The sequence below is a fragment of the Stenotrophomonas sp. GW821-FHT02D01 genome, assembly GCF_059421765.1.
The window spans coordinates 43147-69790 of record NZ_JBWKVP010000014.1 but is presented as its reverse complement, the minus strand read 5'-3'; the positions used below and the strand labels follow the sequence as shown (position 1 = coordinate 69790).

Below are 26644 nucleotides of genomic sequence, written 5' to 3'. Positions count from 1 at the left end.
AGCATTTCCATTCCCCACGCCAGGATCCGCGCGACCGTCGCGCGGCGGCGACCGGAGCGCATCCATGAGCAGCCTGCGCGATGCGATGAGCCACGCAGCCTTGGGCTGGGTCAAGCCCGAGCTGGACGAGACCCTGCGACTGGTGCGCAACGAGGTCGAGTACTTTGCCGAAGACCCGGGCGACAGCAGCCGCATGCGCATCTGCGCCGGCTACCTGCACCAGGTACAGGGCACGCTGCGCATGGTTGAACTGTATGCACCGGCGATGGTGGCCGAAGAGCTGGAACAGCTCGCCATTGCTGTCGGCAAGGGCGAGGTCGCCGAGCGCGATGAGGCCTGCGCCACTCTGATGCGCGGCAGCGTGCTGCTGCCGGATTACCTGGAGCGCCTGCAGAACGGACACCGTGACATTCCGATCGTGCTGCAGCCCCTGCTCAACGAGATCCGCGCCGCCCGTGGCGAAGCGCTAATCAACGACAGCGTGCTGTTCGCGTTCGCGCCCGATTCGGTGACCGCCACCGAAGCGGAACTGGACCATGCACGCGGCAGCCTCAGCGGCCGCAACCGCGAACTGCTGGATACCGTTGGCAACGCGGTCAAGGAAGAACTGCTGCAGGTCAAGGACGCGCTGGACCTGCACCTGCGTACCGACGGCGCGCCGCAACAGCTGCAGGAGCAGGTGACCAAGCTGGGCTCGGTGGCCGATACGCTGGGCATGCTCGGCCTGGGGGCCGCGCGGGGCGTGGTCGTGCAGCAGCGTGACGCGCTGCGCGGAGTCGTCGAAGGCCGCCAGCAGATCGACGAAGACATGCTGCTGGATATCGCCGGTGCGCTGCTCTATGTCGATGCATCGCTGGACGACCAGGTTGCACACCTGGGTGCCAGTGGCAGTGGCCAGGATGATCCGAGCGCGGTGGAGAACCGGCGCACGGTGGAGGTACTGGCGCACGAGGCGATCGCCAATTTCGCCGCCGCCCGCGAGCATTTCGTCGCTTTCATTGAAACCAGCTGGAACCATGCCGAACTGCAGGACGTGCCGCGCCTGCTTGGGGATGTCTCCGGCGCATTGCGCATGCTCGACCTGGGCACCGCTGCCGACTACCTGCGCGGCGTGCAGCAGTACATCGAAGCCGAGCTGATCGGCCGCCAGCGCGTGCCCAGTGGACGCCAGCTGGACACCCTGGCCGACGCCATGGCCAGCCTGGAGTACTACCTGGAGGCCCTGCGTGACCGCCGTCCGGGTCGCGAGGACATCCTCGACATCACCCGCAGCAGCCTGGAGGCGCTGCGCTACTGGCCGCTGCCCGAGCGTGACGTGGTCACTGCCGACGCCGTGCAGCCGGTCGTGCGTGAGGCCGTGGCCGTGCCGGCCGCGCCGCTGCAGATCGAACCGCTGGACGTCACCGTGCAGACCGCCGCGCCGGTTCCGGGCGATGTGCCGGCCTCACTGCCCGATTTCACCTTTGATCCGCTGCCGGAGGCGCCGCCCGCCGACAACGGCCTGATGTTCGGATCGCTGGTTACGCCGGCGTTGTCGGCCGAACCACACGGTACCCCGACGCCCCTGTTGTTCGCTGCCTCCAGCGCACCCGCGCCGGAAGTGCCGCAGTGGGAACTGGGCGGATTCGACGCATCGGCAGGCATGGCTGCGGAACGCAGCGACGAGCGCGCACCAACGTTCGACAGCTTCGATCCGGTGTCCGCCGAGCAGCCCAACACCGCTGCCTGGACGTTGTCCGAAGCGCCGGTGCTGGATGAGGGCGACACGCAGCTAGCCGCCGTAGACGGCAACGATGACGCCCTGCTGGCGACGTCGTTGGATGAGTCGACGTTTGCCGCGCCGCTGGATGCAGTCGTTTCACCGGCATTCGATCCGGTTGCCGCAGAGCAGGACGACCAGACGTCGCTGAGCGACGACGTGGTGTTCCGTTTCGACAGCAGCCTGTTGCACAACGCCGATGACGTGTTGTCGCTGGAGGCAATGGAGACCCTGTCGCTGGACGACGAACAGGAGTCGCCTGCGGCGGTGGAGCTCATTGACGCAGTTGCCGTGTCCCAGGCCGACGATGGCCTGGCCATCGCAGAGCTGACCGACGCCGGCGCTGGGACCGATGCTGACGCTTACGTCGCGCCGACCGCTGATCTGCGCGCGTCCGAAGACCTGCCGGCATCGGCGGCTGTGCCGACCGTGGCCCTGGTCGATGTGGATACCATCGCGCCGATCGACTTCAGTGAAGCCGATGCGCAGTTCTTCGCAGAGCTGAATGCTGCCGCCGCCGGTTTCAATCCCCAGGCCATGCCGGCCGCCGTCGTGGCGACTGAAACCGTGCCGCCGACCGTGGCCGAGGGCGGGTTCGATGCGGGTTTCGACGACGATGCCGAGAATATCGACCAGGACATCCGCGAGGTGTTCCTGGAGGAATTCGACGACGAACTGGGCAATCTCGGCACGCTGCTGCCGGCATGGCGCATGCAACCGGACAACATGGACCGGCTGCGGCCTATCCGCCGTATTTTCCACACACTGAAGGGCAGTGGCCGCCTCGTCGGCGCACGTACCCTGGGTGAGTTCGCGTGGAAGATCGAGGGCATGCTCAACCGCGTGCTCGATGGCACCCGCGCCCCCACGCCGGCGGTACTGGCGATGGTCGATCACGCATACGCGGCACTGCCGCAGTTGAACGCGGCACTGCGCGATGGCCAGCGGGTCAGCGTCGACCTGCAGGCGATGCAGGCCATCGCCGATCGCGTGGCTGCAGGCGAAGAGACGTTCTACGTTGCGTTGCCGGGCGCCACTGCACCGATGGCCGTGGCACCGGCCGATGCGGCCGATGCGGTCGATGCGGTCGAACCGCTGGGCAGCACTGAGCCGCTTGTGGATGTCCCGGCAGAGAACGCTGTCGAAGTGGCAGGTACTCCGGCCAACATCGACAGCGTGCTGCGCGAGATCCTGGAGGCCGAGGTGGAACTGCACCAGGCTACCCTGCAGGGCTGGTTGCGCTCGGCGCAGCAGGCGCCCCAGCCGGTCAGCGACGCGTTGCTGCGTGCGGTGCACACCATGAATGGCGCCTTCGCGATGACCGAAGTGCCGGAAATCACCGCCGTTACGGGCGGCGCCGAGTCGTACATCAAGCGCGCCCTGGCCGCCGAGGTGGTGCCCGGTGATGACGCCGTGGCGGCACTGGACGAGACCGCACAGGCGATCAACGCGACCATGGACGCGCTGCAGGCCGAACAGCCGCGGATTGCGCCGCAGGCTGAACTGGCGCAGCGCCTGCAGGCGCTGGCCGGTGAACTGCCGGAAGCACGCTGGCCGATGGCCGGGCTGGAACTCGATGAAGACGAAGACGACCAGCTGCTTTCGCTGGTCGCCGATGCCGACGTGGTCGAGTCGCCCCATGGGCTTGAGATCGAGCCGGAAGCCGGACGTGACACCGATGGCGCCGATGTCACCGATGCCGAGGTGCTGGAGGCGCTGCAGCTCAACGAGGACGCGTTGAGCGATGCGGGCCTGGAGTCCGCTGAATTGACGGGCAGCGATGATCTGTCGCGCTACTTCGATGCAGGGTGGCCTTCGATGCCGGACGCCCCGGCGCCGGAGTCGACGTTGGAAGTGGCTGCTTCCACGATCGTTGCCGCGGAGATTGAAGCCGGACAGGCGGTGGCGACATCGGAAGACACCGCATTGGAAGACGCCGCGCTGACTGCGGTGGATGATCTGTCGCCGTATCTGGATGCCAGCGCACTGCCGGTTGACGACCGCGATCTGGATGTCGCAAACGACCTGAATACGTCGCTGCCGTTTACATCTGAAACGGCGGTGGATGATGACGCTGCTGCAGTGCCGCTCGACAGCGAGCTGTCCAGCCTGCAGGATGAAATGGCTGTGCCGGGCTTCGCAGACCCGGTCACGCTGGAAGCCGCGCTCGAGGCCGGCCTGCACGTGATCGACGAGGAGCAGGGCCAGGACGAAGACGGGCAATGGCCCGTGCTCGGCCTGCAGGCCAGCGAACTCGCGCCTGGCGAGGCGGAAGCCTTTGCCGAGGATGCGGACGTCGGCGGGGAGGCGGCGGTCGGTGAAGGAGAGAGCACCGACCAGCCGTCCCCGGCGACGGTGGAAGACGTCGGGCCCGCGGAGACGGCGCAGGACGCCATTTCGCCCTCGCGTTTCTTCGAACTGGAAGATGCTCCGGGCCAGGATGCCGCGGCGGACAGCGGCATGATCGTGGTGCCGATCGCGGCGGAGGCAGCGGCAATCAACGCCGAACCTGTTGCTGTCGACAGCGCCGATGCGGTGGTGCCGGCGGATGCGCCCCTGCCCGAAGCCCAGACCGAAGAAGCCCAGACCGACCCCGAATCCGAAGACAGCGCCGACCTGCTCGACTTCAGCATCTATGACCGCGAGCTGGTCGACATCTTCGTCGAGGAAGGCAAGGACCTGCTGGATCATTGCGATGGGCTGATCAGCGAACTGCGCGAAGCGCCGCAGGATCGCGAAGCCCTGGCCGGCCTGCAGCGCGATCTGCATACGCTCAAGGGCGGCGCGCGCATGGCGGGCATCAACCCCATCGGCGATCTCGGCCACAGCATCGAATCGCTGCTGGAGGCCGTCGCTGGCGGGCGCACCGAGATCGAACGTCGTGACGTGCAGTTGCTGGAACGCGGTTTCGACCGCCTGCACCAGCTGCTGACCCGTACTGGCGAACACCGCGTTGTCGAGCCGGCACAGGATCTGCTCGATGCCTTTGAAGCACGCACCACAACCGACATCGCCGCTGCCGGCGCTGCTGCTGCCGCCGCCGTGGCAGAGCAGACCCCGCAGGCGACTCCGGCCGTGGCCGTGGTCGACGCCCCGTTGTCGGCACCGTTGCCGGTGGAAGGTTCCAGCGAGGAAGACCCGCTTGCCCGTCCGCAGCAGGAACAGGTGCGTGTGCGCGCCGACCTGCTCGACCGCCTGGTCAACCACGCCGGTGAAGTGGCGATCTACCGTTCGCGTCTGGAACAGCAGCTCGGCGCCTTCCGCGGCGCGATGGGCGAGCTGGAGCGCACCAACGCGCGTCTGCGCGACCAGTTGCGTCGCCTCGACCTGGAAACCGAGGCGCAGATCGTTGCCCGCTACCAGCGCGAGCAGGATCAGGCCGACCAGAAGTTCGATCCGCTGGAACTGGACCGTTTCTCCACCCTGCAGCAGCTCAGCCGCGCGCTGAACGAGTCGGCCGCCGATCTGGGTGGCCTGCAGGGTGTGCTGGATGATCTGTCGCGCCAGTACGATTCGCTCCTGCAGCAGCAGTCGCGTGTCAGTTCGGAACTGCAGGATGGCCTGATGCGCGCGCGCATGGTGCCGTTCGACGGCCTGGTGCCGCGCTTGCGCCGCGTGGTCCGCCAGGCCGGCATGGACACCGGCAAGCAGGTCCACCTGACCCTGGAAGGTACCCACGGCGAACTCGACCGCAACGTGCTTGATCGCATGGTCGCGCCGCTGGAGCACATGCTGCGCAACTCGGTTGCCCATGGTCTGGAAGCACCGGAGCAGCGTCGTGCAGCCGGCAAGCCGGAAGAAGGTGAAATCGCCATCCGCCTGCACCGCGAAGGCTCGGAAATCGTGCTGGACGTGGCCGACGACGGCGCTGGACTGGATCGTGAGGCGATCCGACGTCGTGCCATCGAGCGCGGCCTGCTGCCTGCCGATGCGCAGCCGAGCGAGCAGGAACTGGACAACCTGATCTTCGCCTCGGGCTTCTCCACCGCCGACCAGGTCAGCCAGCTGGCGGGCCGGGGCGTCGGCATGGACGTGGTCGGCAACGAAGTGCGCCAGCTCGGCGGCTCGGTCGACATCCAGTCGGTGCGTGGCCAGGGCGTGCGCTTCACCCTGCGCCTGCCGCAGACGCTGGCGGTCACCCAGGCGGTGTTCGTGCAGATCGGCGAAACCACCTTCGCAGTACCGGTGGCGTCGGTCAGCGGTATTGGACGGCTGTCGCACGAACGCTTCGAAGCGGCCGACAGCAGCTACCGCTACGGCGGCGAAGACTATCCGCTGTATGACCTCGGCAGTCTGGTCGGCCAGGCCCCGGCGCGCGCAGACGGCCAGGCCCAGGTGCCGCTGCTGCTGGTCCGCGCCGGTGACCTGCGCGCCGCCGTTGCGATCGATCAGGTGCTGGGCAACCGCGAAGTCGTAGTCAAGCCGGTGGGCCTGCAGATCGCCTCGGTACCGGGCATCTACGGTGCCACCATCACCGGCGATGGCCGCGTGGTGGTGATCCTGGACGTGGCCCCGCTGGTGCGCCGCTTCCTGGCCAACCCGACCGCGCCAGTGCTGATCAATGCACCGCGCCAGGAACGGCAGGTGCCCTTGGTGATGGTGGTGGACGATTCGCTGACCATGCGCAAGGTCACCGGCCGCATCCTGGAGCGTCACAACTTCGAGGTGAGCGTCGCCCGCGATGGCGTCGAAGCCTTGGAACAGCTGGAAGAACGCGTGCCGGACCTGATGCTGCTGGACATCGAAATGCCGCGGATGGACGGCTACGAGCTGGCCACCGCGATGCGTGCCGACCCGCGCTACAAGGACGTGCCGATCGTGATGATCACCTCGCGCAGCGGCGACAAGCATCGCCAGCGCGCCTTCGAAATCGGTGTGCAGCGCTACCTGGGCAAGCCGTACCAGGAGCTGGACCTGATGCGCAACGTGTACGACTTGCTGGGGATTGCCCGTGTCCGTGAGTGACCTCGATCCGGTTCCGGCCGTAGCCCTGCTGGCCCGCCCGGGCGCGGCGCGTGAGCGCCTGCGCGAGGCGTTGGCCCATGCCGATGTGCAGATCGTGCTGGAAGACGATCCCATGTCGCTCGAGCCGCAGGCGCTGCATGATGCACGCCCGCAGTTCGTGGTGATTGCGCTGGAAGCGGCGATTGAAGATGCACTGGAGCGTCTGGAGCCAGCGCTGTCGGCGCCCGGATTGACGCTTGTGTTCGACGAGGCTGAACTGGCCGCACGTCGCGACGGCTGGGAAGCGCAGCGCTGGGGCCGTCACCTGGCCGCTAAATTGCACGGCCACCAGCAGGTGCTGCCGCCGGGGGCCGAGGACGAACCGACATTGCAGCTTGAGCCAGGCCGCCCGTCGACGCCTCCAGTGCCGAAGGAAACCGCGCTGCAGCCGCACCTGGAACAGGCCCGTTCCTGGGCCGACGACGTGCCGGCGGATGGCCTCTATTCGCCGCCGGCACATCTGCATGAGCCGATAGCGCTGGAGCAGGCACTGGCAGCGCTGCAGCCGGTGCTGCCGGAAACGGCAGCGCCTGTGGAAGCAGCACCGGAACCGCCACCGGTACCGGCAGCTGCGCCGTCGGTATTCACCGACCACACGGCCTGGTCGCTGGTCGACGAGGCCAGCGATGCGCCAGCAGAGCCGCGCGCTGCTGCGACGGTCGCCGCGCCGGAACCGGCATTCGACACCGAGCATCTTTCACTGGTCGATCTGGACGCCACCGCGCCGGCAGGCAGTCGCGCCGGTGCGCTGCTGGTACTGGCCGGTATCGGCGGTCCCGATGCGTTGCGCCGCCTGCTCGCGGCGCTCCCCAGCGGGCTGGCCGTGCCGGTGCTGGTGCACATGCGCCTGGACGGCGGCCGCTACGGCAACCTGGTCAAGCAGATGGCGCGCGTATCGCCGCTGCCCGTGCAGTTGGCCGAAGCCGGCCAGCGCGCCACCGCTGGCGAAGTGCACGTGCTGGCCGATGACATCGGGGTGCACGCTGCTGCCGATGGCCTGTATTTCCAGAGCGAAGCGCAGGGCATCTCGATTGCCGCGTTGTCGGCCGAGCACAGCGCGCTGGTGCTGCTCAGTGGTGCTGACCTGGCCCATGTGGGCCCGGCGTTGGACCTCGCCGCCGCCGGCGCCTGGGTAGCCGGGCAGGTGGGCGAAGGCTGCTACGACCCGGCTGCGGCGACGGCCGTGGTCGCTGCCGGCATGGTGGCCGGTGAACCGCAGGAACTGGCACAGGTGATCGCCGCGCGCTGGGGCCTGGATGATGACGGAGATGCCGCATGAGTTACGCCAGCAATGATGAGATCCGCGGCGTCCTGATCTCGGCCGGTGCCGAACGGGTTCTGCTGCCCAATGCGACCGTGGCCGAGATGATGTCGCGGGTGCCGGTGCAGGCGGTCGCCGACGCGCCGCGCTGGCTGGTGGGTGAGATCGGTTGGCACGGCTGGCAGGTGCCCCTGGTGTCGTTCGCACGGCTCTCCGGCTTGGGCGAAGAGACGGTGGCCGGCCACAACAAGGTGGTGGTGCTCAAGACCCTCAACGGCAATGCACAGCGCCCTTACTACGCACTGTTGACGCAGAGTTTCCCGCAGCTGATTTCGGTTCCGCGCGACGGCCTGCTGGCCGACGCGTCCGAAGAAACTCTGCCCGACATCGTGCACATGCGCGTGCTGCTGGGTGAACAGAGCGCGCTGTTGCCGAATCTCGACGCGCTGGAAGCTGCGCTGGATTCGCTGACGCCCTGAATCCCGCCATCGGTAGTGCCGGGCGCTGGCCGGCATCCGCGGGATCATGACGATGCCGGCCAGCGGCCGGCACTACCAGGTCGTCAGGCGCACGCCTTGGCCCCGGGCCATGCCCGGTAAACGGTCAACGCAGTGGTCGCGCGATCCGTCGCTTACCCCAGATCACCCAGCCTTGCCTGCAACGCCGCGATCGCAGCCAGGCCTGCGGTTTCCGTGCGCAGGATGCGGGGGCCCAACTGCAGGCCCTGGAAGCCTGCGGCGGCCAACTGCTCACGGTCACGCGGTGACCAGCCGCCTTCCGGCCCGATGGCGATCACCACGCCGCCGGCCGGTGCCGTCTGCAGTGTCGACAACCGGTGCGCTCCCAGCGGATCCAGGGTCAACCGCAACGTATCGGCTGGCAGTGTCGCGCTGGCCTGTGCCAGCGACTGCGGCGCTCCTACCTGTGGAATGCGCGCACGACCGGACTGCCCGCAGGCCGACTGTACGACGTTGTTCCAGTGCGCCACGCGTTTTTCCGCACGTGCTGCATCCAGCTTCACTTCGGTGCGCTCGGCATTCACCGGCACGATGGCGCTCACCCCCAGTTCGGTGGCTTTCTGCAGGATCAGGTCCATCTTTTCGCCGCGTGCAATGCCCTGCAGCAGGGTGATGGTCAGCGGCGATTCGTTGGCGATCGGCTGCACCGCGTCGATGCGTACCTGTACCTCGCGTTTGCCGGCCATGGTCAGCGTCGCGGTGTAGTCATGGCCATCGCCGTTGAACAGCACGCAGGTGTCACCCTCGCGCAGGCGCATCACCCGTACCAGGTGATTGGCCGTCTCTTCCGGCAGGGTCACGGTCTGGCCGCTGTGCAGCGCCAGGTCGATGGGGCAGCGGGTCACGCGCATGCAATCGCCTCGTCGATGGCCGCCAGCGTGGTATGCGCCAGCAGCTCCAGTTGTTCGTCGTCCACGCAGTACGGTGGCATCCAGTACAGCACGTTGCCCAGCGGGCGCAGCACTACGCCGCGCTTCAGCGCCGCCTTGTAGGCGTGCAGCCCCAGCCGCAGGGCCGGATCGAAGGGCGTGCGCTTGTCGCCGTTGCGGGTCAGTTCGAAGGCCACCACCATCCCGGCCTGGCGCACATCGGCCACGTGCGGATGGTCGGCGAATGGCGCGGCCAAGGTGCCCATCACCGAGGCGATGCCGCGATTGCGCGCGATCACATCGTCCGCGCCGAAGATGTCCAGCGTGGCCAGCGCCGCCGCACAGGCCAGCGGGTTGCCGGTGTAGCTGTGCGAATGCAGGAAGGCACGTTCGCGCGAATCATCAAGGAAGGCGTCGTACAGCGCCTGCGTGGCCAGCACCGCAGCCAAGGGCAGGAAGCCACCGGTCAGGCCCTTGGACAGGCACAGCAGGTCCGGCATCACCCCGGCCTGCTCGCAGGCGAACATCGTGCCGGTGCGGCCGAAGCCGGTGGCGATCTCGTCGGCGATCAGGAACGCACCATGGGCATCGCACAGTTCACGTACGCGCTGCAGATAGGCCGGATCGTGCATGCGCATGCCACCGGCACACTGCAGCCGTGGCTCCAGGATCACGGCGCAGATCTCGCCCGGATGCTGGTCGAACAGCGTGGCCAGGCCATCGGCGGCCTGGCGTGCGCGGTCGGCCGCACTCTGACCGGGCTCGGCCAGGTAGGCGTCGGGCGAGGGCGCAAACAGGCCCTCGGCCAGCAGCGGTGCATAGACCCGGCGGTACAGCGGAATGTCGGCCAGTGCGAGGGCGCCCAGCGTCTCGCCGTGGTAGCCGTTTTCCAGCGAGACGAAGCGCGTGCGCCGGGTCTCACCGCGGTTCTGGAAATACTGGAAGGCCATCTTCAGCGCCACTTCGACGCCGGCCGAACCGTTGTCGGCGTAGAACACCTTGGCCAGTGGCGCGCGGCCGGGCTGGCGCGGCGCGAGGGCCAACAGGCGCTCAGCCAGGGTGATCGCGGGCTCGTGGCCGAAACCGGCCAGCATCACCTGTTCCAGCTGTCCGGCCTGGGCGGCGATGGCACCGCCGATGCGCGGCTCGGCATGGCCGAACAGGTTGGTCCACCAGCTGCTGACCGCATCCAGGTAGCGGTTGCCGTCGTGATCGATCAGCCAGGCACCTTCGCCGCGGGCGATCGGCACCAGCGGCAACGTGTCCGGATGCTCTCGCATCTGCGTGCACGGGTGCCACAGGACCTTGAGGTCGCGTTGCCGCCAGTGCTGGACCAGCGGAGAGGGGGTTGGGTCTGCTAGCATTTCGGGCTCATGAACATGTTGCTGCCTGCACATTCTATCGGCCTCGGCGCACGCGCCGGCTGCCACGGAGATTCCGCATGAACGATGACCGCGCCAGGCGTCCTCTGCCGATCATCCATCGGATCACCGACGAGGAGAACGGGCCCTTCCAGCGCCAGCACCTGGACCTGGAGTTCTCAAATGGTGAACGCCGCCGCTTCGAGCGCCTGGTCAGCCGTGGCCATGGCGCGGTGGTGGTGGTGCCGATGCTGGATGAAGAAACCGTGCTGCTGGTACGTGAATACGCGGCCGGCATGCACCGCTACGAGCTTGGCCTGGTGAAGGGCCGGATCGATGCCGGCGAAACGCCGGAGCAGGCCGCCGACCGTGAGCTGAAGGAAGAGGCCGGCTATGGCGCTCGGCGGGTCGACGTGCTGCGCGCGATGACCCTGGCGCCGACATACATGAGCCATCAGTCCTGGCTGGTGGTCGCGCGCGACCTGTATCCGGAGAAGCTGGCCGGCGACGAGCCGGAGGAACTGGAAGTGGTGCCGTGGAAGCTGGCCGATCTGGACCAGTTGATGCTGCGCGAGGACTTTTCCGAAGGGCGTTCGCTGGCGGCGCTGTTCATCGCCCGCCAGTGGCTGCAGGGAGCACGATGATCAAGCTGACCACGGAACTGCGCGAAACCGCGATCGCCATCGCCCAGGAAGCCGGGCAGGCGATCATGCAGGTCTACAGCAACGGTTTCGATGTGACACTCAAGGACGACGACAGCCCGGTCACCGCTGCTGACCTGGCTGCCGACCGGGTGATCCAGCAGGGGCTGCGCCAGCTGACCCCGGACCTGCCGATCCTGTCGGAAGAGTCGCCGCTGGTGCCCTGGGAGCAGCGTCAGCACTGGGGCGCGTACTGGCTGGTCGACCCGCTTGATGGCACCCGCGATTTCGTCAAGCGCAATGGCGAGTTCAGCGTCAACATCGCGCTGATCTACCAGGGCGCCCCGGCCTTCGGCGTGGTCCAGTCGCCGGTCACCGGCATTGTCTGGCACGCGATGCGGGGCGAGCTGGCGTATCGCCGGCAGGGTGTACATGACACCGTGCTGCGTACCCGTACACCCGCGACTGCGCCCCTTCGCGTCGCCGCCAGCCGCTCGCATCGTTCAGCGGAGACCAATGCCTTGCTGGCCCGTATGGGCGACATCGAGACCGTGGTGCAGGGCTCTTCGCTGAAATTCTGCCGGATCGCCGAAGGCGGACTGGATGTCTATCCGCGGCTGGGCCCGACCTCCGAATGGGATACCGCTGCTGGCCAGTGCGTGCTGCACGCGGCCGGTGGCGCGGTGCTCTCGGTCGGGACCGGCAAGCCGTTCCGCTACAACCGCCGGCCGACGCTGTTGAACGGTAATTTCATGGCGTTGGGCGATACCAGCCTGCCGTGGCGGGACTGGTTGTCCGATTGATCCAGGAGAAACGCATGAGCACGCACGACACCCCTGCCACCGGCACTGCCAGCGCGGAGCTGGAGCGCCTGCTGGCCATCATGGCGCGCCTGCGTGACCCGCAGGGGGGCTGTCCCTGGGACCTGGAACAGAACTTCGCCACCATCGCCCCCTATACGATCGAAGAAGCCTACGAAGTGGCCGACGCGATTGATCGCGGCGACCTCGACGACCTCTGCGATGAACTGGGCGACCTGCTGCTGCAGGTCGTGTTCCATGCGCGCATGGCCGAAGAGCAGGGCGCGTTTGCCTTCGCCGAGGTCGCGCGCGCGATCAGCGACAAGATGCAGCGGCGGCACCCGCATGTGTTCGCCGATGTCAGCGTCGACGATGCGGACGGCGTGATGCGCAACTGGGACGCGATCAAGCGCGCCGAACGCGCGGCAAAGGGCGATCAGGACACCTCGGCACTGGCCGGGATCTCCCGTGGCCTGCCGGAATGGCAGCGGGCGGTGAAGCTGCAGTCGCGCGCGGCCAAGGTGGGGTTCGATTGGCCCGGTCCGCTGCCGGTACTGGACAAGGCGGCCGAGGAACTGCAGGAACTGCGCGAAGAGTTTGAGCGCGGCGATATCGCCGGCAACAAGGCGCGCCTGCAGGAGGAACTGGGTGACCTGCTGTTTGTGTGCGCCAACCTGGCGCGGCATGCGGACATCGATCTGGGCGCGGCGCTGCGTGGGGCCAACCAGAAGTTCGAACGTCGCTTCCGTTCGATGGAGGCGCAGGCCGAGGCACAAGGCGATTCGCTGGCCGCACTCGATCTGGATGCGCAGGAAGCGCTCTGGCAGCACGCCAAGACCACGGAAAAGGCGTGAAAACGCTCGGTCTGTTCCTGCTGACCGCGCTGGCCGAGATCATCGGCTGCTACCTGCCGTGGCTGTGGCTGCGCAAGGGCGGCAGCATCTGGCTGCTGTTGCCGGCGGCGGCCAGCCTGGCGTTGTTCGCCTGGCTGCTGACCCTGCACCCGACCGCCAGCGGACGCGTGTACGCAGCGTACGGTGGCGTGTACATCGGCACGGCGCTGTTCTGGCTGTGGCTGGTCGACGGCATTCGTCCCAGCCGCTGGGACATGCTGGGGGCTGCGCTTTGCCTGGTCGGCATGGCAGTGATCATGTTCGGGCCGCGGCAACCGGGGTAAGCCGGGCAGGTGTAGAGTCGAGCAATGCTTGGCCGCTGTTGTGGCAACAGCAGCCAGGCATGGCTCGGTACCACCCTCAACGAACGGAGCACGCGCATGTCCCGCTTCGCCAGCTTCCGCGAGTTCTACCCGTTCTACCTCAGCGAGCACCGCAACACGGTCTCGCGTCGGCTGCACTTCATCGGCAGCTGCGGCGTACTGCTGCTGGTCACCATCGCCGTGCTGCGAGGGCAGCCGCTGCTGCTGTTGGCGGCATTGGCCTGCGGCTACGGCTTTGCCTGGGTCGGTCACTTCTTCTTCGAGAAGAACCGCCCTGCAACATTTCGTCATCCACTGTATTCGTTCATCGGTGACTGGGTGATGTTCGCCGACATCCTGCGTGGCAGGGTGAAGTGGTGATCTCGCCGTGCGCGCCGGCCGGCGCCGTACGACTCAACGCGCGTTGCAGCCCAGCGCCGCCAGGTTGATCGCGTCGGCCATGCGCCGGTAGCCCTCGTCGTTCGGGTGCAGATGATCGCGGGTGATGTCCGCCGGCAATGATTCCGGCTGTTTCGGATCACGCAGCGCCGCATCGAAATCCACCACGCCATCGAAGCCGGTGTCCTGGCCACGCGCCCACTGGTTGATCGCGGTCCGGGTGGCGGCCGATACCGGCTCGTAGCGCTCCGAATCGCCGAAGGGCGTCAATGTGCCGAGATGAGCGCGGATGCCATGTGCATGCAGCCGGGTGGCCACCTGGCGGTAGCCCAGCAGCATGTCTGCCGCGCTGCGTCCCGACAGCGGCTGTGCGCCGCCACCGTGGCGGATGTCATTGATGCCTTCGAACAGGATCACCTGGTCGGCGTCGGCCACTGCGATCACGTCGCGATCCAGCCGCGACAGCGCGCTGTGGCTGCGGCCGTGGTCCAGCAGCTTGTTGCCGCTGATGCCCTGGTTGAGCACCACGAAGCGGTCAGGGCACGCCTGCTGCAGGCGCTGGCCCAAGCGCTCGGGCCATTGGTTGAACGAGCCACGCGAAGCCGTCGCGCCCTCGGTGATGGAATCACCCAGGGCCACGATCACCTGCGGCCGGTCCGCGCGCTGCACCAGTACCGCAGAGAACACGTTCTGCTGGTAGCCCACGCGCACGCTGTCGGCCACCGCGTCCTGCTTTCCGTCGGCCACCCGCACCACCGTACGGCGCACCGCGGGGCGGGTGGGCTGCGGGAAGTACGCGGTCACGCTGATCTCCTGCAGGGCGGCAACCCGCAAGGGCAGTGCATCACTGAGCAGCGCTGCGCCCACCGGTACGTCGATGGACGTGCGTCCATCGACGGTGACCGGCAGCGCTGCCGCCTTGCCATCCTTCAGGCGCACCCGTACGTCTTCCACATGCAGCGGCGTGGTGCCCAGTTCGTTGCTGATGCGCAGTCGCAGCGCATCGCCCCTGCTACCCAGGCGAATGTCCTGGCGCACGGTCTGCGCGGCGAACTGCACGGGCGCGTCAGCGCTGCCATCCTTGCGGTCAGGCGCGGGCGAAGCGGTCCAGGCGGTGACCCAGACCGGTGCGGCCAGCGCCACGGGGGCGGCCACGGCGGTGCCGATGGCCAGGGAAAGCAGGGTGATCCAGCGCTGCATGGGCTTCGGTCCGGTCAGGAGAAGTAGGTGCCGCCGTTGACGTCCAGATTGGCACCGGTGATGAACGCTGCCGCTGCCGACGCCAGGTAGACCGCCGCATCGGCGGCTTCGTCCGGCAGGCCCTGGCGACGCAGCGGCGTCGCGCCGGCCACCGCCGTACGCACTTCCGGTTTGGTGAATTCGTCATGGAAGCGGGTGGCGATCATGCCGCAGCACAGTGCGTTGACGCGGATACCCTTCGGCCCCAGCTCCTTGGCCATGGCCCGGGTGAAGGTCATCACGCCCGCTTTGGCGGTGGCGTAGATCGCCGCGCCGGGGCCGCCGCCATCGCGACCGGCCTGCGAGGCGAAGTTCACGATCGCCGCGCCTTCGCCCATGTGCGGTACCACGGCGTGGGTGGTCAGGTAGGTGGAGGTCAGGTTGAGGTCGATGACCTTGTGGAAGAACGCCGGATCGATGTCGGCCAGCGGACGACGCTCGACCATGCCGCCGGCCACGTTCACCAGCACGTCGATGCGCTGGCCGAATGCAGCCTGCGTCGCCGCGACCAGGCCGGCCACGGCGGCGGGATCGGTGACGTCGGCGCGGTGGGCGATAGCCTGGCCACCGGCCGCCTTGATCAGCGCCAGCGTTTCCTGCGCGCTGGCTTCGTCGTTGGCGTAGTTGAGGCAGACGCGTGCACCGGCCGCAGCCAGCTTGATCGAGACGGCACGGCCGATATCACGGCCACCACCGGTGACGATGGCCACCTTGTCCTGGAACGACATGCGGGAAACTCCTTGGTTTGCGGGGGAATGCGAGGGAATGGGGGCTCAACCGTCGGTGCGGTCGAGCTTGTGGATCGGTCCGGTCCACCACCACAGTGCGGCCAGCGACAGCGGCACCAGTGCGGCAACGAGGATGAAGATCGGTGCATAGGAATGGCGGGTCAGCACTGGCACCAGCCAGGTGGTGATCAACGTTCCGGCTACGGCGGCCAGGCCGCCGAGACCGGCCAGCGTGCCCACCGAGCGGCCGTCGAACAGATCGCCGGGCAGGGTCTGGATGTTGCCGATGGCGATCTGGAAACCGAACAGCACTGCTGCAATCGCCAGCACCGCAAACAGCGGCTGGTTGGCCAGTACCGCGCCCAGCAGGGCCGGTGCCATGATCACGCAGCCCAGCGAAATCGACAGCTTGCGCGCACGGTCCACGCTCTGGCCGGCATTGATCAGGCGCCCCGACAGCCAGCCGCCGCTCAGGCTGCCCAGCATGGCGCCGACGAAGGGCACCCAGGCGAACAGGCCGATCTGCTTGATGTCGAAGCCGAAGGTCTCGGCCAGATAGATCGGCAGCCACGATACGAACAGCCACCAGATCGGATCGAGCAGGAAACGGCAGGCGAGCATGCCCCAGCTCTGCCGGTGGACCAGCAGCGAACGCACGCTGACCTTCGGTGCATCCACGCGTTGCTGGCCAGCCTGGTCTTCCATGATCAGGCGTCGTTCGGCGTCACTCACCCACGGATGCTTGTCCGGGCCGGCGCGATAGACGAACAGCCAAGGCAGCAGCCACAGGAAGCCAAGTGCACCGACCAGCACGAAGGTGCCGCGCCAGCCCAGCCACAGGTACAGGCCGGCGATGGCCGGCGCCGAAACGATGGCACCGATGGACGCGCCCGCGTTGAAGATGCCCTGCGCGAGGGCACGCTCACGCGCGGGGAACCACTCGGCGTTGGCTTTCACCGCGCCGGGCCAGGCACCGGCTTCGCTGATGCCCAGCATCGCCCGCACCACGCTGAAGGAGAGCATGGAATGGGTGACCGAATGCAGCGCGATCGAGATCGACCACACACTGATCGACAACGCGAACCCCAGCCGCGTCCCGATCATGTCGAACAGGCGCCCGAACAGGAACTGGCCGGCGGCATAGAAGAGCATGAACACGGTGACCAGCAGTGCGTAATCGTCCTTGGTCGCGCCGACTTCCCTGGCGATCTCCGGCCACATCACCGCCAGTGCATTGCGGTCGATGTAGTTGATCACCGTGGCCACCGCGATCAGGCCGACGATCAGCCAGCGCACGGCCGAGCGCACCGGCACCTTGCGCAGCGTGGCCACGGCCGAGGGGCCGTTCATTGTGCATCACCCTTGCTGCGGTCCATGCGCGCATGGCTGCCGCTCCAGCGGTAGACATGGCCATCCACCGTCACGCTGTGTTCGCCCTTCGCGTCGCTGTCGTCGGCCACGCCGAGTGCGATGCGGGCGCCGCTGGCCAGGCGCACCTCGAGCACCTCGGCATCATTGCCGCGGGTGCGGATGATCTGCTTGATGCGGCTGTCGGCACCATGCACGTACTCGGCGGTGCCGTTGTACTCGCCATGCGGCTCCAGCACGCTGAAGAAGGTCACATCCTTCTGTCCTTCCACGCGCTGCAGCAGCGCCGGTTCACGGCGCAGGTTGAACTCGGGATCATTGGCACCGCTCTCCACCAGCAACGCCTGCGCCGGCGCGCTGCTGCCGAAGCGGTAGGTGTAGAAGCGTCCGTCGAGCAGCCACGCCAGCGTGCGCGGCTCACTGCCGGCCTTGCTGCGTGCGTCCAGCCACAGGTGCTGGTAGCCGTTGTCGCTGCCGAGCACCGGGCGCTGGGTGGGGAAATGCTCCGCCTCGAAACCGGTGGTGACGATATGGCCGTTGAAGTGCAGTGGCAGGTCGTAGCGTGCAGCCTTGTCGCCGTGCACCTGCAGCAGGTCCAGCACCACCGGCAGGCCCAGTTCGGGGTGGCGCAGCAGTGCCTGGGTGCGGGTGAACACCACGCCCGGATAGGCATCGCGCATCGTCGCCGAGGCGATCTGGGTATCTGCGTCGACCTGGAAGAAGCGCACCTGCGGGGCGAGTTCCTCACCGCGCTTCCAGTCGCCCTTGAAGTGGCTCTGCTCGTTCACCACCAGCGTGTTGTGGGCCACGGTCTGCTTGGCCCAGCTGCGGTTTTCGGCAAGATAGATGCCACCACGCTTGGCTTCCACGTTGAGGAAGCGCGCCGCGCCGTAGTCGGTCACCACGGCGTTGCCATTGTCGTAGAACAGCCAGTTGAGCTTGTCGAAGTGGCCGTGGCCCATGCCCTGCATGGTGTCCTTCTGCACCAGCGCCTGGCCGCGTTCGCCGCCCATGCGCAGGATCGCCAGACCGCCGCGTTCACCGTCCGGACCGTCGCGCAGCAGCATCGGCCGGTAGTCGAACGGTTTGGCTTTGTTGGCTGCCAACGCCTGCGCTACCTGCAGCCCTTCCGGCGACAGCAGCAGGCGTTTCTGCTGCTGCGCGACCGACAGCAGACGGTCATCGCCGGCCTGCGCATAGGCGATGCCGATACCAGCCACCAGCTCTTCGGTATCGATGCCCTTGTCCAGGATCGCATCGTTGATCGGGAAGAACAGGCCGTCGTAGCTGGTCTGTACCAGTACGTCCACCGCCTTCAGCAGCACGCCGTCGCGGCGCGCGAAGATCTTCCGCTGCGGCTCGTTGCGTTCGATCGCGTTGGCAAACAGCAGGAACGGCGCCAGCGCATAGCGCTGGTAGTAGGGGCCTTCCTCGTAATAACCATCGGGCGAGAACAGCAGGTCGATCTGCCGCAGGAAACCGAACTGGTCATCCTTGCGGCTGCCGCGCAGCGATTTCTCCACCAACTCCCGATCACGCAGCACGTAGCCGGTCATGCCGGTGGCGGCCACCGCCCAGGTCGCGTGGTTGTGGATCTGGTCGTAGTTCTTCGGCTCGCTGGCCAGGAACTCGGCCATCGGCCGGAACACCTGCGACTCGATGATCTGCCGATCCTGCGGCGACAGGGCATCGCGGATCGCGTCGTAGCCCTGGATGGCGTTGACCAGCCAGACCGAATCGTTGAGCACCTGCCAGAACACCCGGCCGGGAATCTGTCCGCGTCCTTCCGGATGCGGGCCGAGGGTCGGGTAGAGCTTGGCGTACTGCAGCAGCATGTCGCGCGAATAGGCGACATAGGCCTTGTCGCCGGTCAGCCGATACAGGGTGCCGGCGGCCAGCAGTGCCTGGTAGTTGCGCTTGTGCTGCTCATGGGTGCGGCCGCCGCCCTTGTCCTTCGGCACCGGCACGTCGATGCCGGCCTTCATCATCTTCTGCAGCGATTTCTGCGTACGCGCCTGTTCCTTGGCGAACCACGGATACCGGCTGCCTTCGCTGGCCATCTGCTGCCACTGTGCGGCGGTCACCAGTACCGGCGCGGTATCGCCTTGTCGCGCAGCTGCAGCAGGTGCCGCATGCAGCGGTGCCGTCGGCAACAGGGCGAAGGGAGCGGCCAGGGCAAGGGCGAGCGCCAGACGTTGGGAACAAAGGGACAGCGGCTGCAACCTCATCGATCAACTCCGGTGCTGGTGCGTGACAGGGCAACCTCGCCCACCTTGGGATACCAGTCCACCCCCGTCTGTTCGCGCGGGGTCATTGCCAGCGCCGGATCGGCGCCGATGGTGGGCAGGGGCGTTGCCGGCACCCACAGGCTGCTGGCGGCCTGCTGCAGGGTAATGCTGGCGCTGCTCACCCCGCCCGGGAATACGCTGCTGGCCTGCGGCGACTGCACGTTGTTGCTGAAGGCGATGCCGGCCAGCGAACTGGCCGCATTCGGTGGATTCTTGCTGGTGCGGTTGACGATCAGGTTGCCGCTGAAGTGGCTGTTGCTGGCGGCGACCACGATGCCCTTGGTTTCGTCATGGCCCACACCGAAGCTGATCTTCGCCACGTCGACGAAGGTGTTGCGGCTGATGGTCGCGTTGACCACCGGCGCGTAGCCGGACAACGGCGGATTGGCCTGTGCATCCATCACCGCCAGTGCCGAGCGGTTGCTGGAGCCGGCCAGCCGTTCGAAGTAGTTGTTGCTGACGGTCTGGTCGGCATTGATGATGCGCACGCCGCCGGTGCCGGCCTTGTCGTCGCCGAGGAAGAGGTTGTCGACCACCCGGTTGCCGTTGCCATGGCGCAGGGTCAGCGCGCCGGCCGAACGATAGAACACGTTGCCGCGGAAGGTATTGCCGCCGGACTTGTTGGAGACGATCTCGGTCTCGCCATCGCAGCCCTCGAACCAGTTGTTCTCCACCGTGCTGTTGGAATCGCTCAGCGAGGTGTCGCTGGTGCCGACGCGGATCGTCTCTCCGCCATTGACGCCCAGCGCTGGCCGCGGGCCGAACCAGTTGTGGTCGATGCGGTGCTGGTTGTCCAGGCCCTGGGTGGCATCGCGCACCACCACCACCGTCGGGCCAGCGTTGGTCTTGCCGCGCAGCTGGCTGTGGTCGAGGCGGTTGTTGCTGCCGTACAGCGACACCCAGTAGTCCTGGTCGCTGCCATCGGGGTTGCTGTAGTCATCGATGACCAGGCCGGTGACGCGGCTGTGGCTGGCCACTGCCTTGCTCGACTCGCGGAACGCCACCACGGCGTCGCCCGGGGTGTAGCCGTTGCGGAATACCAGGTTGGAGACCTGCAGGTAGCTGCCGGCCAGGCGCAGGTCCGACCCCCCGCTGAGGATCACCTTGCCCGGCGTCTGCGCGCGCAGCACGATCGGGGCGGCGGCGGTGCCCTGGCCCTTCAGCAGCAGGCGCGCATCGGTCCAGGTGCCATCGGCCAGCACGATTTCATCGCCGGGTTGCAGGGCGGCAGCGGCGGTGGCGAACTCGGCGGCATCATGGACCAGCCAGCTTGCAGCATTCGCCGGCAAACTGGTCAGGCAGGTTGCCAGTCCAATTGCCAGGCAATATCCAAGGGTGGGTTTCGAAAGGCGGTGCGAAGTCGGTTGAATGCGCATGAAGTCCTTCCAGAGACGGCGATGCCGCGGTTTCGGAGTGGGTGTGCATACCACTTGGTAGCTGTGTTGTAAGCCACGTTGCGCGCAAAGTCATGCTGCATCAGCACATGAAATGCCGGGCAACCGGTCTGAATCAAAGGTATTACGAAAAATCCAGTCCAGTTGGTTGACATTTCTGTGTCGGCGTGTCGAAGCTGCGTCCCACGCCTACCGTCCGGGCGATCCTTTGGGAGGAGGAAAACCATGCGGCAACCAGCCGGAGTTGTACGTCGTACACCGTTGTCACCCACACCGCTGATCGTGGCACTGCTCGCTGCGCTGGCGGCTTCACCGGCCGTGCAGGCGCAGTCTGCCGGCAGCGGTTCCGGGCAGGACGCCACCACCCTGGACCAGGTCCAGGTCACCGGCATCCGCGAATCGATGCAGAGCTCGATCAACAAGAAGCGCGACGACACGGTGATCGCCGATGTGTTGTCGGCCGATGACATCGGCGACCTGCCCGCGCCATCACTGGCCGATGCGATCGAAACGCTGACCGGTGCCGCCTCGACCCGCGACAAGACCGGCGCATCGGAAATCTCGATCCGTGGTCTCGGCGCCTTCCTCAGCAGCACCAATTTCAACGGCCGCGAGATCACCAACGGCAGCGGCGACCGCTCGGTGAACTTCAACATGTTCCCGGCCGAGCTGATCAATACGGTGGCGATCTACAAGACCCAGCGTGCCGACATCATCGAAGGCGGTGTCGCCGGCACCATCGGGCTGGAAACGGTCAAGCCGCTGGAGTACGGCAAGCGCTCGGCGCAGATCGATCTGCGCGGCAGCTGGGCCGAGTATGACAAGAAGTACCGCGACGACGATGGCATCGGCTATCGCGGTACCGCCAGCTACATCGACCAGTTCGAATTCGGCAACGGCCAGAAGCTCGGCATCTCGCTGGGCATCCAGCGGCTGGAGGGCACCGATCCGGAGGAGAGCATCACCAGCGGCTCCACCTGGTATGCCTGCGATGGCAGGCAGAACGTGGCCAATGCCAACTGCAATGAGGTCAGCGCCCAGGCCATCGCCAACGGCGCGCCGTACTACCTGGTGCCGAGCAGCCGCATCTATCGCCTGAAGCAGGAACGCAATGACCGCCAGAGCGAATTCGCGGCGATCCAATGGCGGCCCAACGACGTGGTCGAGGTCAACCTCGATTTCGAACATACCGAGCGCAACTGGGACGAGGACCGCAGCGACCTGAGCCTGTCCAATGCACGACGCGGCATCACCCAGCGCGAGGTGGACGAGGATGGCATCGTCCGCCACCTGCATGGCAGCACTTCCATCGATTCGACCTCCAACCGCTACTGGCGCGGCGAGGAATACACCGGCGGTGGCCTCAATCTGATCCTGCGCCCCAGCCCGGCCTGGGAGCTGTCCACCGATCTTTCCTATTCGCATACCAATCGCCTGGACAGCGAGCGCATGACCCGGCTGCGCGCCAACCAGCGCGACGTCAACAATGCCATCGTGCCGGGCATCAGCAGCGGCGCCACCGGCTATGTCGACTACGACTGGGACTGGCATGGCGAGGTGCCGAGCGTGGCGCTGGCGCCGAACTTCGACCCGAACAACTGGGATGCCTACACCGGCGCGGCGCGGGTGACCTCCAGCGCGACCGAGAACGACCACAAGATCAAGGCCGGCCGCTTCGATGCCAGCTTCATGCCCGAGTCCGGTTTCTTCACCCGCATCAAGGGCGGCGTGCGCGCCAGCCAGGCCGACTACCGCCTGCGCGACAACACCCTGGTGACCGACTACGACCAGCGCGTAGCGGCCGACAAGGCGAAGATCATTGCCGCCAACCGTGCCTGCCGTGCACCGTTCCCGCAGGACGATTTCATGGATGCGGCCAGCGGCAATACGATCTCCTCGTGGGCGTACTTCGATCCGAGCTGCCTCTACGAGTCCTTCCGCGGCACCAGCGACAGTGGCCTGGACCCGGACTTCCAGGACCCGAACAACGTCGATGTGACCGAGAAAACCCGCGCGCTGTACCTGATGGGTGAATTCAGCAGCACGCTGTTCGGCCTGCCGGTCACCGGCAATGTCGGCCTGCGCTGGGTCAAGACCGACGTGCGTTCGGAAGGCGTGCGCACCGACCTGGCGGTCATCGACAACGGCGACGGCACGATCCGCCTGCAACCCACTGGTGATTTCACCACCCAGGTGTTCAAGGCGGGCAACGACAAGCTGCTGCCAAGCCTGAATGCCGCGTTCGAGCTGAAGCCGGACCTGTTGCTGCGGGTGGGCGCGTACCGGGCGATGTCACGCCCGGATATCGCCGCACTCGGTGCCGGGCGAACCATCAATGTCAGCAGCGATGCCACCTATACCGGCCTGGCCGACGCGCTGGACGACATCAGTGCCAGCGGCAATCCTGCTGCGCAGCCGCTTATGTCCTGGAACGGCGATGTCTCGCTTGAGTGGTATGCGAACCCGGATACGCTGCTGGCCGGTGCGGTGTACTGGAAGCAGTTCAACGGCGGCACCGCCACCGCGCTGGTGCCGGAGACCTACACCCTCAACGGACAGACGGTGACCGTACCGGTGCGCCAGCAGGTGACCACCGATGAAGACAGCACCCTGACCGGTATCGAGCTCAGTGCCACCCACCGGTTCTCGTACCTGCCCAAGCCGTTCGATGGCCTTGGCTTCAAGGTCAGCTACAACTATGCCGACGCCGACTACCAGACCCAGGATTCGCGGTTGGGCGAGCAGTTGGCCGCCGATGGATCGATCATTCCGGCCATCGTTCCGCCGGCCGGCCTGAGCGGCTTCTCGCGGCATGTGCTGTCCGGTTCCCTCTACTGGGATGTGGGCCGCTTCAACATCCAGGCCATCGGCAAGTTCCGTTCGCACTATTACCAGGACTTCACCGGCAACACGGCGCAGCAGAACCGCTACTACGATGACAACACCAGCGTCGACCTGCGCCTGCGTTACCGGGTGAACAAGCAGCTGTCGCTGTCGCTGGAACTGATGAACCTGACCGACGAGCCACGCGTGGCGTACCAGCCGCTTTACGGGAATTTCCGCGAGGTGGTGAGCTACGGGCGGCGCGCGTATTTCGGTGTACGATACAAGTTCTGAACAGGGCGGCGCGGCCAATGGTCGCGCCGTCGCTCCAACCGGACCCGCACCGTGCCCGGTGGCCGGGGACGGGCCCGGAGGGAACCGCCAAGGGTCAGCCGCATGTCCGCCAACCGTCTCTACCAGACCATCGCCGCCAAGCTCCGCAAGCTGATCGAGGATGGCGAATATCCGTCGGGTTCGCGCCTGCCGGGCGAACGTGAACTTGCCGAACGCTTCGGCGTCAGCCGGGTCACCATCCGTGAGGCGGAAATCGCCCTGGAAGCGCAGGGCTGGATCGCGATCCGTATCGGTTCGGGCGTCTATGTGAAGCCGCGCCCGGCCCAGGCTGCCGGCGGGTTGCCCGATATCAGCGCCTTCGACCTGACCGCGGCGCGTGCCGTATTCGAGGCGGAAGCCGCAGCGCTGGCGGCAAGCAATATCGATGAGGCCGGCATCGCCGAGCTGCAGGTGCTGGCTGAAGCGCTGTGCCGGCGTGACCTTACCGATGAAGAGGCCGGCGACTACGACCGTCGCTTCCACCTGGCCATCGCCCGCCTCTCGGGCAACCCGGTGGTCGAGTATTTCGTGCAGCAGATCTGGCGCATGCGCAGCGAGCTGCCGCGGGTGACCGAGGTCTACGCACGGGTGTGCCATGACGATGGTGCCAGCCGCGCCGACGAGCACATGGCGATCTTCGAGGGGCTGCGCGCGCGCGATCCCGTCGCTGCACGCAATGCGATGCGCCATCACTTCCAGCGCCTGTTCGAGGCGATGCTGGAGGCGACCGAAAGCCAGGCGCTGGCCGAGATCCGCCGGCAGACCCAGCAGGACCGCGAGCGCTTCCTGGCCACAACCCGGATCTGAGCGGGTTCATCCTGCAGCGCCGGGCCACGCTCGGCTGCTTTCGGCTGGAACGTGCGGTACCCGCATCGCCTGCATCCACGCGCTATGCTGGGCTCCGGACGTCTCCCATAAGGAAAGCGCGATGTTCCCGACCATGTTCTTCAGCGCGGTGCTGGCCTTCGTGGCCGTGGTCATCCTGTTCAAGGCAGTGCGGATGGTGCCACAGGGCTATGAATGGACCGTCGAGCGGTTCGGCCGTTACACCCACACCATGTCGCCCGGCCTGCATTTCCTGATCCCGATCGTCTACGGGGTGGGGCGCAAGGTGAACATGATGGAGCAGGTGCTGGACGTGCCCGGCCAGGAAGTGATCACCAAGGACAACGCGGCCGTGCGCGTCGATGGCGTGGTGTTCTTCCAGGTACTGGACGCGGCCAAGGCCGCCTACGAGGTATCGGTGCTGGAAGTGGCGATGATCGCCCTGGTGCAGACCAACATCCGTACCGTGATCGGCTCGATGGACCTGGATGAATCGCTCAGCCAGCGCGAGGTGATCAACGCCAAGCTGCTCAGCGTGGTCGATCATGCGACCAACCCGTGGGGCGTGAAGGTCAACCGCATCGAGATCCGCGACATCCAGCCGCCGCGCGACCTGCTCGATGCGATGGCACGGCAGATGAAGGCCGAGCGCGAGAAGCGCGCGCAGATCCTCGAGGCGGAAGGTTCGCGGCAGTCTGAGATCCTGCGTGCCGAAGGCGAGAAGCAGGCTACGGTGCTGGAGGCGGAGGGGCGGCGCGAGGCCGCATTCCGCGACGCCGAGGCACGCGAGCGTCTTGCCGAAGCCGAAGCCAAGGCGACCCAGGTGGTGTCGGCGGCGATCGCCGACGGCGACGTCCAGGCGATCAACTACTTCATCGCCCAGAAGTATGTGGAAGCGTTCAAGGAACTGGCCACGTCGCCGAACCAGAAGCTGGTGCTGATGCCGATGGAGGCCAGCGGAGTGATTGGTTCGATCGCCGGCGTGGCCGAGCTGGCCAAGCAGGCCCTGTCCAACCAGGAAACCCGGCCGCCGGCAAAGCGGCCGCCACCGATCGGAGGCTGACATGCGCTGGGAAGTCGTTGCCTGGGGCGCGTTGGCCTTGCTGCTGTTCGCCGCCGAAGCGCTGGCGCCCGGCGCGTTCATGCTGTGGATCGGCATCGGTGCGGCGGCGGTGTTCGCGCTGGTAGCGGTGTTCGCCGATATCCCGGTGCTGTGGCAGGTGGTCGCTTTCGTGGTGCTGAGCGTGTTGTCCATCCAGTGCTACCGGCACTGGGGCAAGCCGCGTGCGCGGCAGAGCGACGCGCCGCTGCTGAACCGCCGCGCTGAACAACTGGTCGGGCGGGTGGTGCCCTTGCCGCAGGCCATCGTTGCCGGGCAGGGCAGGGTCAGCATCGACGACGCGTCGTGGCAGGTGAGTGGGCCGGAGCTGCCGGCCGGCACGCTGGTGCGGGTGGTGGCGGTGCAGGGCAGTGCGCTGGTGGTCGAGGCGGTCGCCTAGGTTTTCCAGCCAACGGCGCAGCCCCTCGTGGATTGGCCGCTTGATGCGTCGGGGTCTGTTTGTTGGGTCGGGCGGGTTGGGTTCGCGGGGGACGCCGTGAACCCATCCCTGGGGGCTTGGCCGCGGCATCCATGCCGCGGACACCCCCGCGAACCCAGCCCGCCCGACCCCTGATAGTTTCCGTGCGCGTCCAGAGCACGGAAAAGAAATCAAAAGCGGGAAGCAAACGCCGGTCGCTGCGCTCTGTGTGCCCGGGGGCGGATCCCTTTCCGCAGGAAAGGGCTCCGACCCTTCTCTCCATATATGTGTCGACACCCACAACCGCTCTTGCCTTCCGTCC

Annotated in this window: 19 protein-coding genes; 12 read left to right on the top strand and 7 right to left on the bottom strand. The window is 66.8% G+C overall.

What is annotated here, in order from left to right; translation table 11 throughout:
• Window positions 1-64: 64 nt before the first annotated feature.
• The 3 genes from AC07UW_RS19145 to AC07UW_RS19135 are packed head-to-tail and all read left to right on the top strand — an operon-like array spanning window position 65 to window position 8503.
• Window positions 65-6724 carry an Hpt domain-containing protein gene (locus AC07UW_RS19145; protein WP_495212672.1) on the top strand — a complete coding sequence of 2220 codons (6660 nt, stop codon included), beginning with the start codon at window positions 65-67 and terminating at the stop codon, window positions 6722-6724.
• Window positions 6711-8042 (top strand): chemotaxis protein CheB, encoded by a 1332-nt coding sequence (locus tag AC07UW_RS19140; protein ID WP_313249662.1) that lies wholly within the window; start codon window positions 6711-6713, stop codon window positions 8040-8042. Before AC07UW_RS19145 ends, AC07UW_RS19140 begins: the two co-directional genes overlap by 14 nt.
• Entirely contained in the window at window positions 8039-8503 is a 465-nt protein-coding gene (locus AC07UW_RS19135) for a chemotaxis protein CheW (RefSeq protein ID WP_312109829.1), read from the top strand. Before AC07UW_RS19140 ends, AC07UW_RS19135 begins: the two co-directional genes overlap by 4 nt.
• A 152-nt stretch (window positions 8504-8655) precedes the next feature.
• On the opposite strand, the gene AC07UW_RS19130 is transcribed toward AC07UW_RS19135, so the two are convergent.
• On the bottom strand, window positions 8656-9393 hold the full coding sequence (locus AC07UW_RS19130; RefSeq protein WP_495212671.1) for a 16S rRNA (uracil(1498)-N(3))-methyltransferase: 738 nt from the start codon (window positions 9391-9393) through the stop codon (window positions 8656-8658).
• The gene (bioA, locus tag AC07UW_RS19125; protein ID WP_313249666.1) at window positions 9384-10775 is read right to left on the bottom strand and encodes an adenosylmethionine--8-amino-7-oxononanoate transaminase; all 1392 of its coding nucleotides are present in this window, start codon (window positions 10773-10775) and stop codon (window positions 9384-9386) included. Before bioA ends, AC07UW_RS19130 begins: the two co-directional genes overlap by 10 nt.
• Window positions 10776-10852: 77 nt before the next feature.
• Between bioA and nudE the strand changes: the two genes are divergently transcribed.
• The 5 genes from nudE to AC07UW_RS19100 all read left to right on the top strand — a co-directional run bounded on the left by nudE (window position 10853) and on the right by AC07UW_RS19100 (window position 13789).
• A complete protein-coding gene (gene nudE, locus AC07UW_RS19120) occupies window positions 10853-11416 on the top strand; it encodes an ADP compounds hydrolase NudE (RefSeq protein ID WP_025877762.1) in 564 nt (187 codons plus the stop codon).
• On the top strand, window positions 11413-12216 hold the full coding sequence (gene cysQ / locus AC07UW_RS19115; protein ID WP_312109840.1) for a 3'(2'),5'-bisphosphate nucleotidase CysQ: 804 nt from the start codon (window positions 11413-11415) through the stop codon (window positions 12214-12216). The genes nudE and cysQ overlap by 4 nt, the downstream gene beginning before the upstream one ends.
• Window positions 12217-12230: 14 nt before the next feature.
• Window positions 12231-13067 (top strand): nucleoside triphosphate pyrophosphohydrolase, encoded by an 837-nt coding sequence (gene mazG / locus AC07UW_RS19110; RefSeq protein WP_336031282.1) that lies wholly within the window; start codon window positions 12231-12233, stop codon window positions 13065-13067.
• A complete protein-coding gene (locus AC07UW_RS19105) occupies window positions 13064-13390 on the top strand; it encodes a YnfA family protein (RefSeq protein WP_495212670.1) in 327 nt (108 codons plus the stop codon). The genes mazG and AC07UW_RS19105 overlap by 4 nt, the downstream gene beginning before the upstream one ends.
• 96 nt (window positions 13391-13486) lie before the next feature.
• Window positions 13487-13789: an Mpo1-like protein gene (locus tag AC07UW_RS19100; RefSeq protein ID WP_223496219.1), complete on the top strand. Its 303-nt coding sequence runs from the start codon at window positions 13487-13489 to the stop codon at window positions 13787-13789.
• 33 nt (window positions 13790-13822) lie between these two features.
• On the opposite strand, the gene AC07UW_RS19095 is transcribed toward AC07UW_RS19100, so the two are convergent.
• From AC07UW_RS19095 to AC07UW_RS19075, 5 genes are read right to left on the bottom strand one after another with little or no spacing between them, the layout of a single operon-like run.
• Window positions 13823-15007, bottom strand: a complete 1185-nt coding sequence (locus AC07UW_RS19095; protein ID WP_495212669.1) for a GDSL-type esterase/lipase family protein — start codon at window positions 15005-15007, stop codon at window positions 13823-13825.
• A 14-nt stretch (window positions 15008-15021) separates the two neighbouring features.
• A complete protein-coding gene (locus tag AC07UW_RS19090; RefSeq protein WP_093818692.1) occupies window positions 15022-15774 on the bottom strand; it encodes an SDR family NAD(P)-dependent oxidoreductase in 753 nt (250 codons plus the stop codon).
• Window positions 15775-15819: 45 nt separating this feature from the next.
• Window positions 15820-17124, bottom strand: coding sequence for an MFS transporter (locus AC07UW_RS19085; RefSeq protein WP_495212668.1), 1305 nt, complete (start codon window positions 17122-17124; stop codon window positions 15820-15822).
• Entirely contained in the window at window positions 17121-19370 is a 2250-nt protein-coding gene (locus AC07UW_RS19080; RefSeq protein WP_495212667.1) for an oligoalginate lyase, read from the bottom strand. The genes AC07UW_RS19085 and AC07UW_RS19080 overlap by 4 nt, the downstream gene beginning before the upstream one ends.
• Window positions 19367-20719, bottom strand: a complete 1353-nt coding sequence (locus AC07UW_RS19075) for a polysaccharide lyase 6 family protein (protein ID WP_238379112.1) — start codon at window positions 20717-20719, stop codon at window positions 19367-19369. The genes AC07UW_RS19080 and AC07UW_RS19075 overlap by 4 nt, the downstream gene beginning before the upstream one ends.
• Window positions 20720-21049: 330 nt before the next feature.
• Between AC07UW_RS19075 and AC07UW_RS19070 the strand changes: the two genes are divergently transcribed.
• From AC07UW_RS19070 to AC07UW_RS19055, 4 genes are all read left to right on the top strand, one after another.
• The gene (locus AC07UW_RS19070) at window positions 21050-23941 is read left to right on the top strand and encodes a TonB-dependent receptor (RefSeq protein WP_336031242.1); all 2892 of its coding nucleotides are present in this window, start codon (window positions 21050-21052) and stop codon (window positions 23939-23941) included.
• 102 nt (window positions 23942-24043) lie between these two features.
• Window positions 24044-24787: a FadR/GntR family transcriptional regulator gene (locus tag AC07UW_RS19065; RefSeq protein WP_025877780.1), complete on the top strand. Its 744-nt coding sequence runs from the start codon at window positions 24044-24046 to the stop codon at window positions 24785-24787.
• A gap of 121 nt (window positions 24788-24908) precedes the next feature.
• Window positions 24909-25868, top strand: coding sequence for an SPFH domain-containing protein (locus AC07UW_RS19060; protein WP_025877782.1), 960 nt, complete (start codon window positions 24909-24911; stop codon window positions 25866-25868).
• Between the two features lies 1 nt (window position 25869).
• Window positions 25870-26304, top strand: a complete 435-nt coding sequence (locus AC07UW_RS19055; protein ID WP_495212666.1) for an NfeD family protein — start codon at window positions 25870-25872, stop codon at window positions 26302-26304.
• Window positions 26305-26644: the final 340 nt, after the last annotated feature.

Coding starts and splice junctions, on each gene's coding strand:
- AC07UW_RS19055 (WP_495212666.1), top strand. CDS start 25,870: ATGCGCTGGGAAGTCGTTGCCTGGGGCGCGTTGGCCTTGCTGCTGTTC.
- AC07UW_RS19085 (WP_495212668.1), bottom strand. CDS start 17,124: ATGAACGGCCCCTCGGCCGTGGCCACGCTGCGCAAGGTGCCGGTGCGC.
- AC07UW_RS19095 (WP_495212669.1), bottom strand. CDS start 15,007: ATGCAGCGCTGGATCACCCTGCTTTCCCTGGCCATCGGCACCGCCGTG.
- AC07UW_RS19080 (WP_495212667.1), bottom strand. CDS start 19,370: ATGAGGTTGCAGCCGCTGTCCCTTTGTTCCCAACGTCTGGCGCTCGCC.
- AC07UW_RS19145 (WP_495212672.1), top strand. CDS start 65: ATGAGCAGCCTGCGCGATGCGATGAGCCACGCAGCCTTGGGCTGGGTC.
- AC07UW_RS19100 (WP_223496219.1), top strand. CDS start 13,487: ATGTCCCGCTTCGCCAGCTTCCGCGAGTTCTACCCGTTCTACCTCAGC.
- AC07UW_RS19090 (WP_093818692.1), bottom strand. CDS start 15,774: ATGTCGTTCCAGGACAAGGTGGCCATCGTCACCGGTGGTGGCCGTGAT.
- AC07UW_RS19065 (WP_025877780.1), top strand. CDS start 24,044: ATGTCCGCCAACCGTCTCTACCAGACCATCGCCGCCAAGCTCCGCAAG.
- AC07UW_RS19070 (WP_336031242.1), top strand. CDS start 21,050: ATGCGGCAACCAGCCGGAGTTGTACGTCGTACACCGTTGTCACCCACA.
- AC07UW_RS19135 (WP_312109829.1), top strand. CDS start 8,039: ATGAGTTACGCCAGCAATGATGAGATCCGCGGCGTCCTGATCTCGGCC.
- nudE (WP_025877762.1), top strand. CDS start 10,853: ATGAACGATGACCGCGCCAGGCGTCCTCTGCCGATCATCCATCGGATC.
- bioA (WP_313249666.1), bottom strand. CDS start 10,775: ATGCTAGCAGACCCAACCCCCTCTCCGCTGGTCCAGCACTGGCGGCAA.
- AC07UW_RS19060 (WP_025877782.1), top strand. CDS start 24,909: ATGTTCCCGACCATGTTCTTCAGCGCGGTGCTGGCCTTCGTGGCCGTG.
- AC07UW_RS19130 (WP_495212671.1), bottom strand. CDS start 9,393: ATGCGCGTGACCCGCTGCCCCATCGACCTGGCGCTGCACAGCGGCCAG.
- mazG (WP_336031282.1), top strand. CDS start 12,231: ATGAGCACGCACGACACCCCTGCCACCGGCACTGCCAGCGCGGAGCTG.
- cysQ (WP_312109840.1), top strand. CDS start 11,413: ATGATCAAGCTGACCACGGAACTGCGCGAAACCGCGATCGCCATCGCC.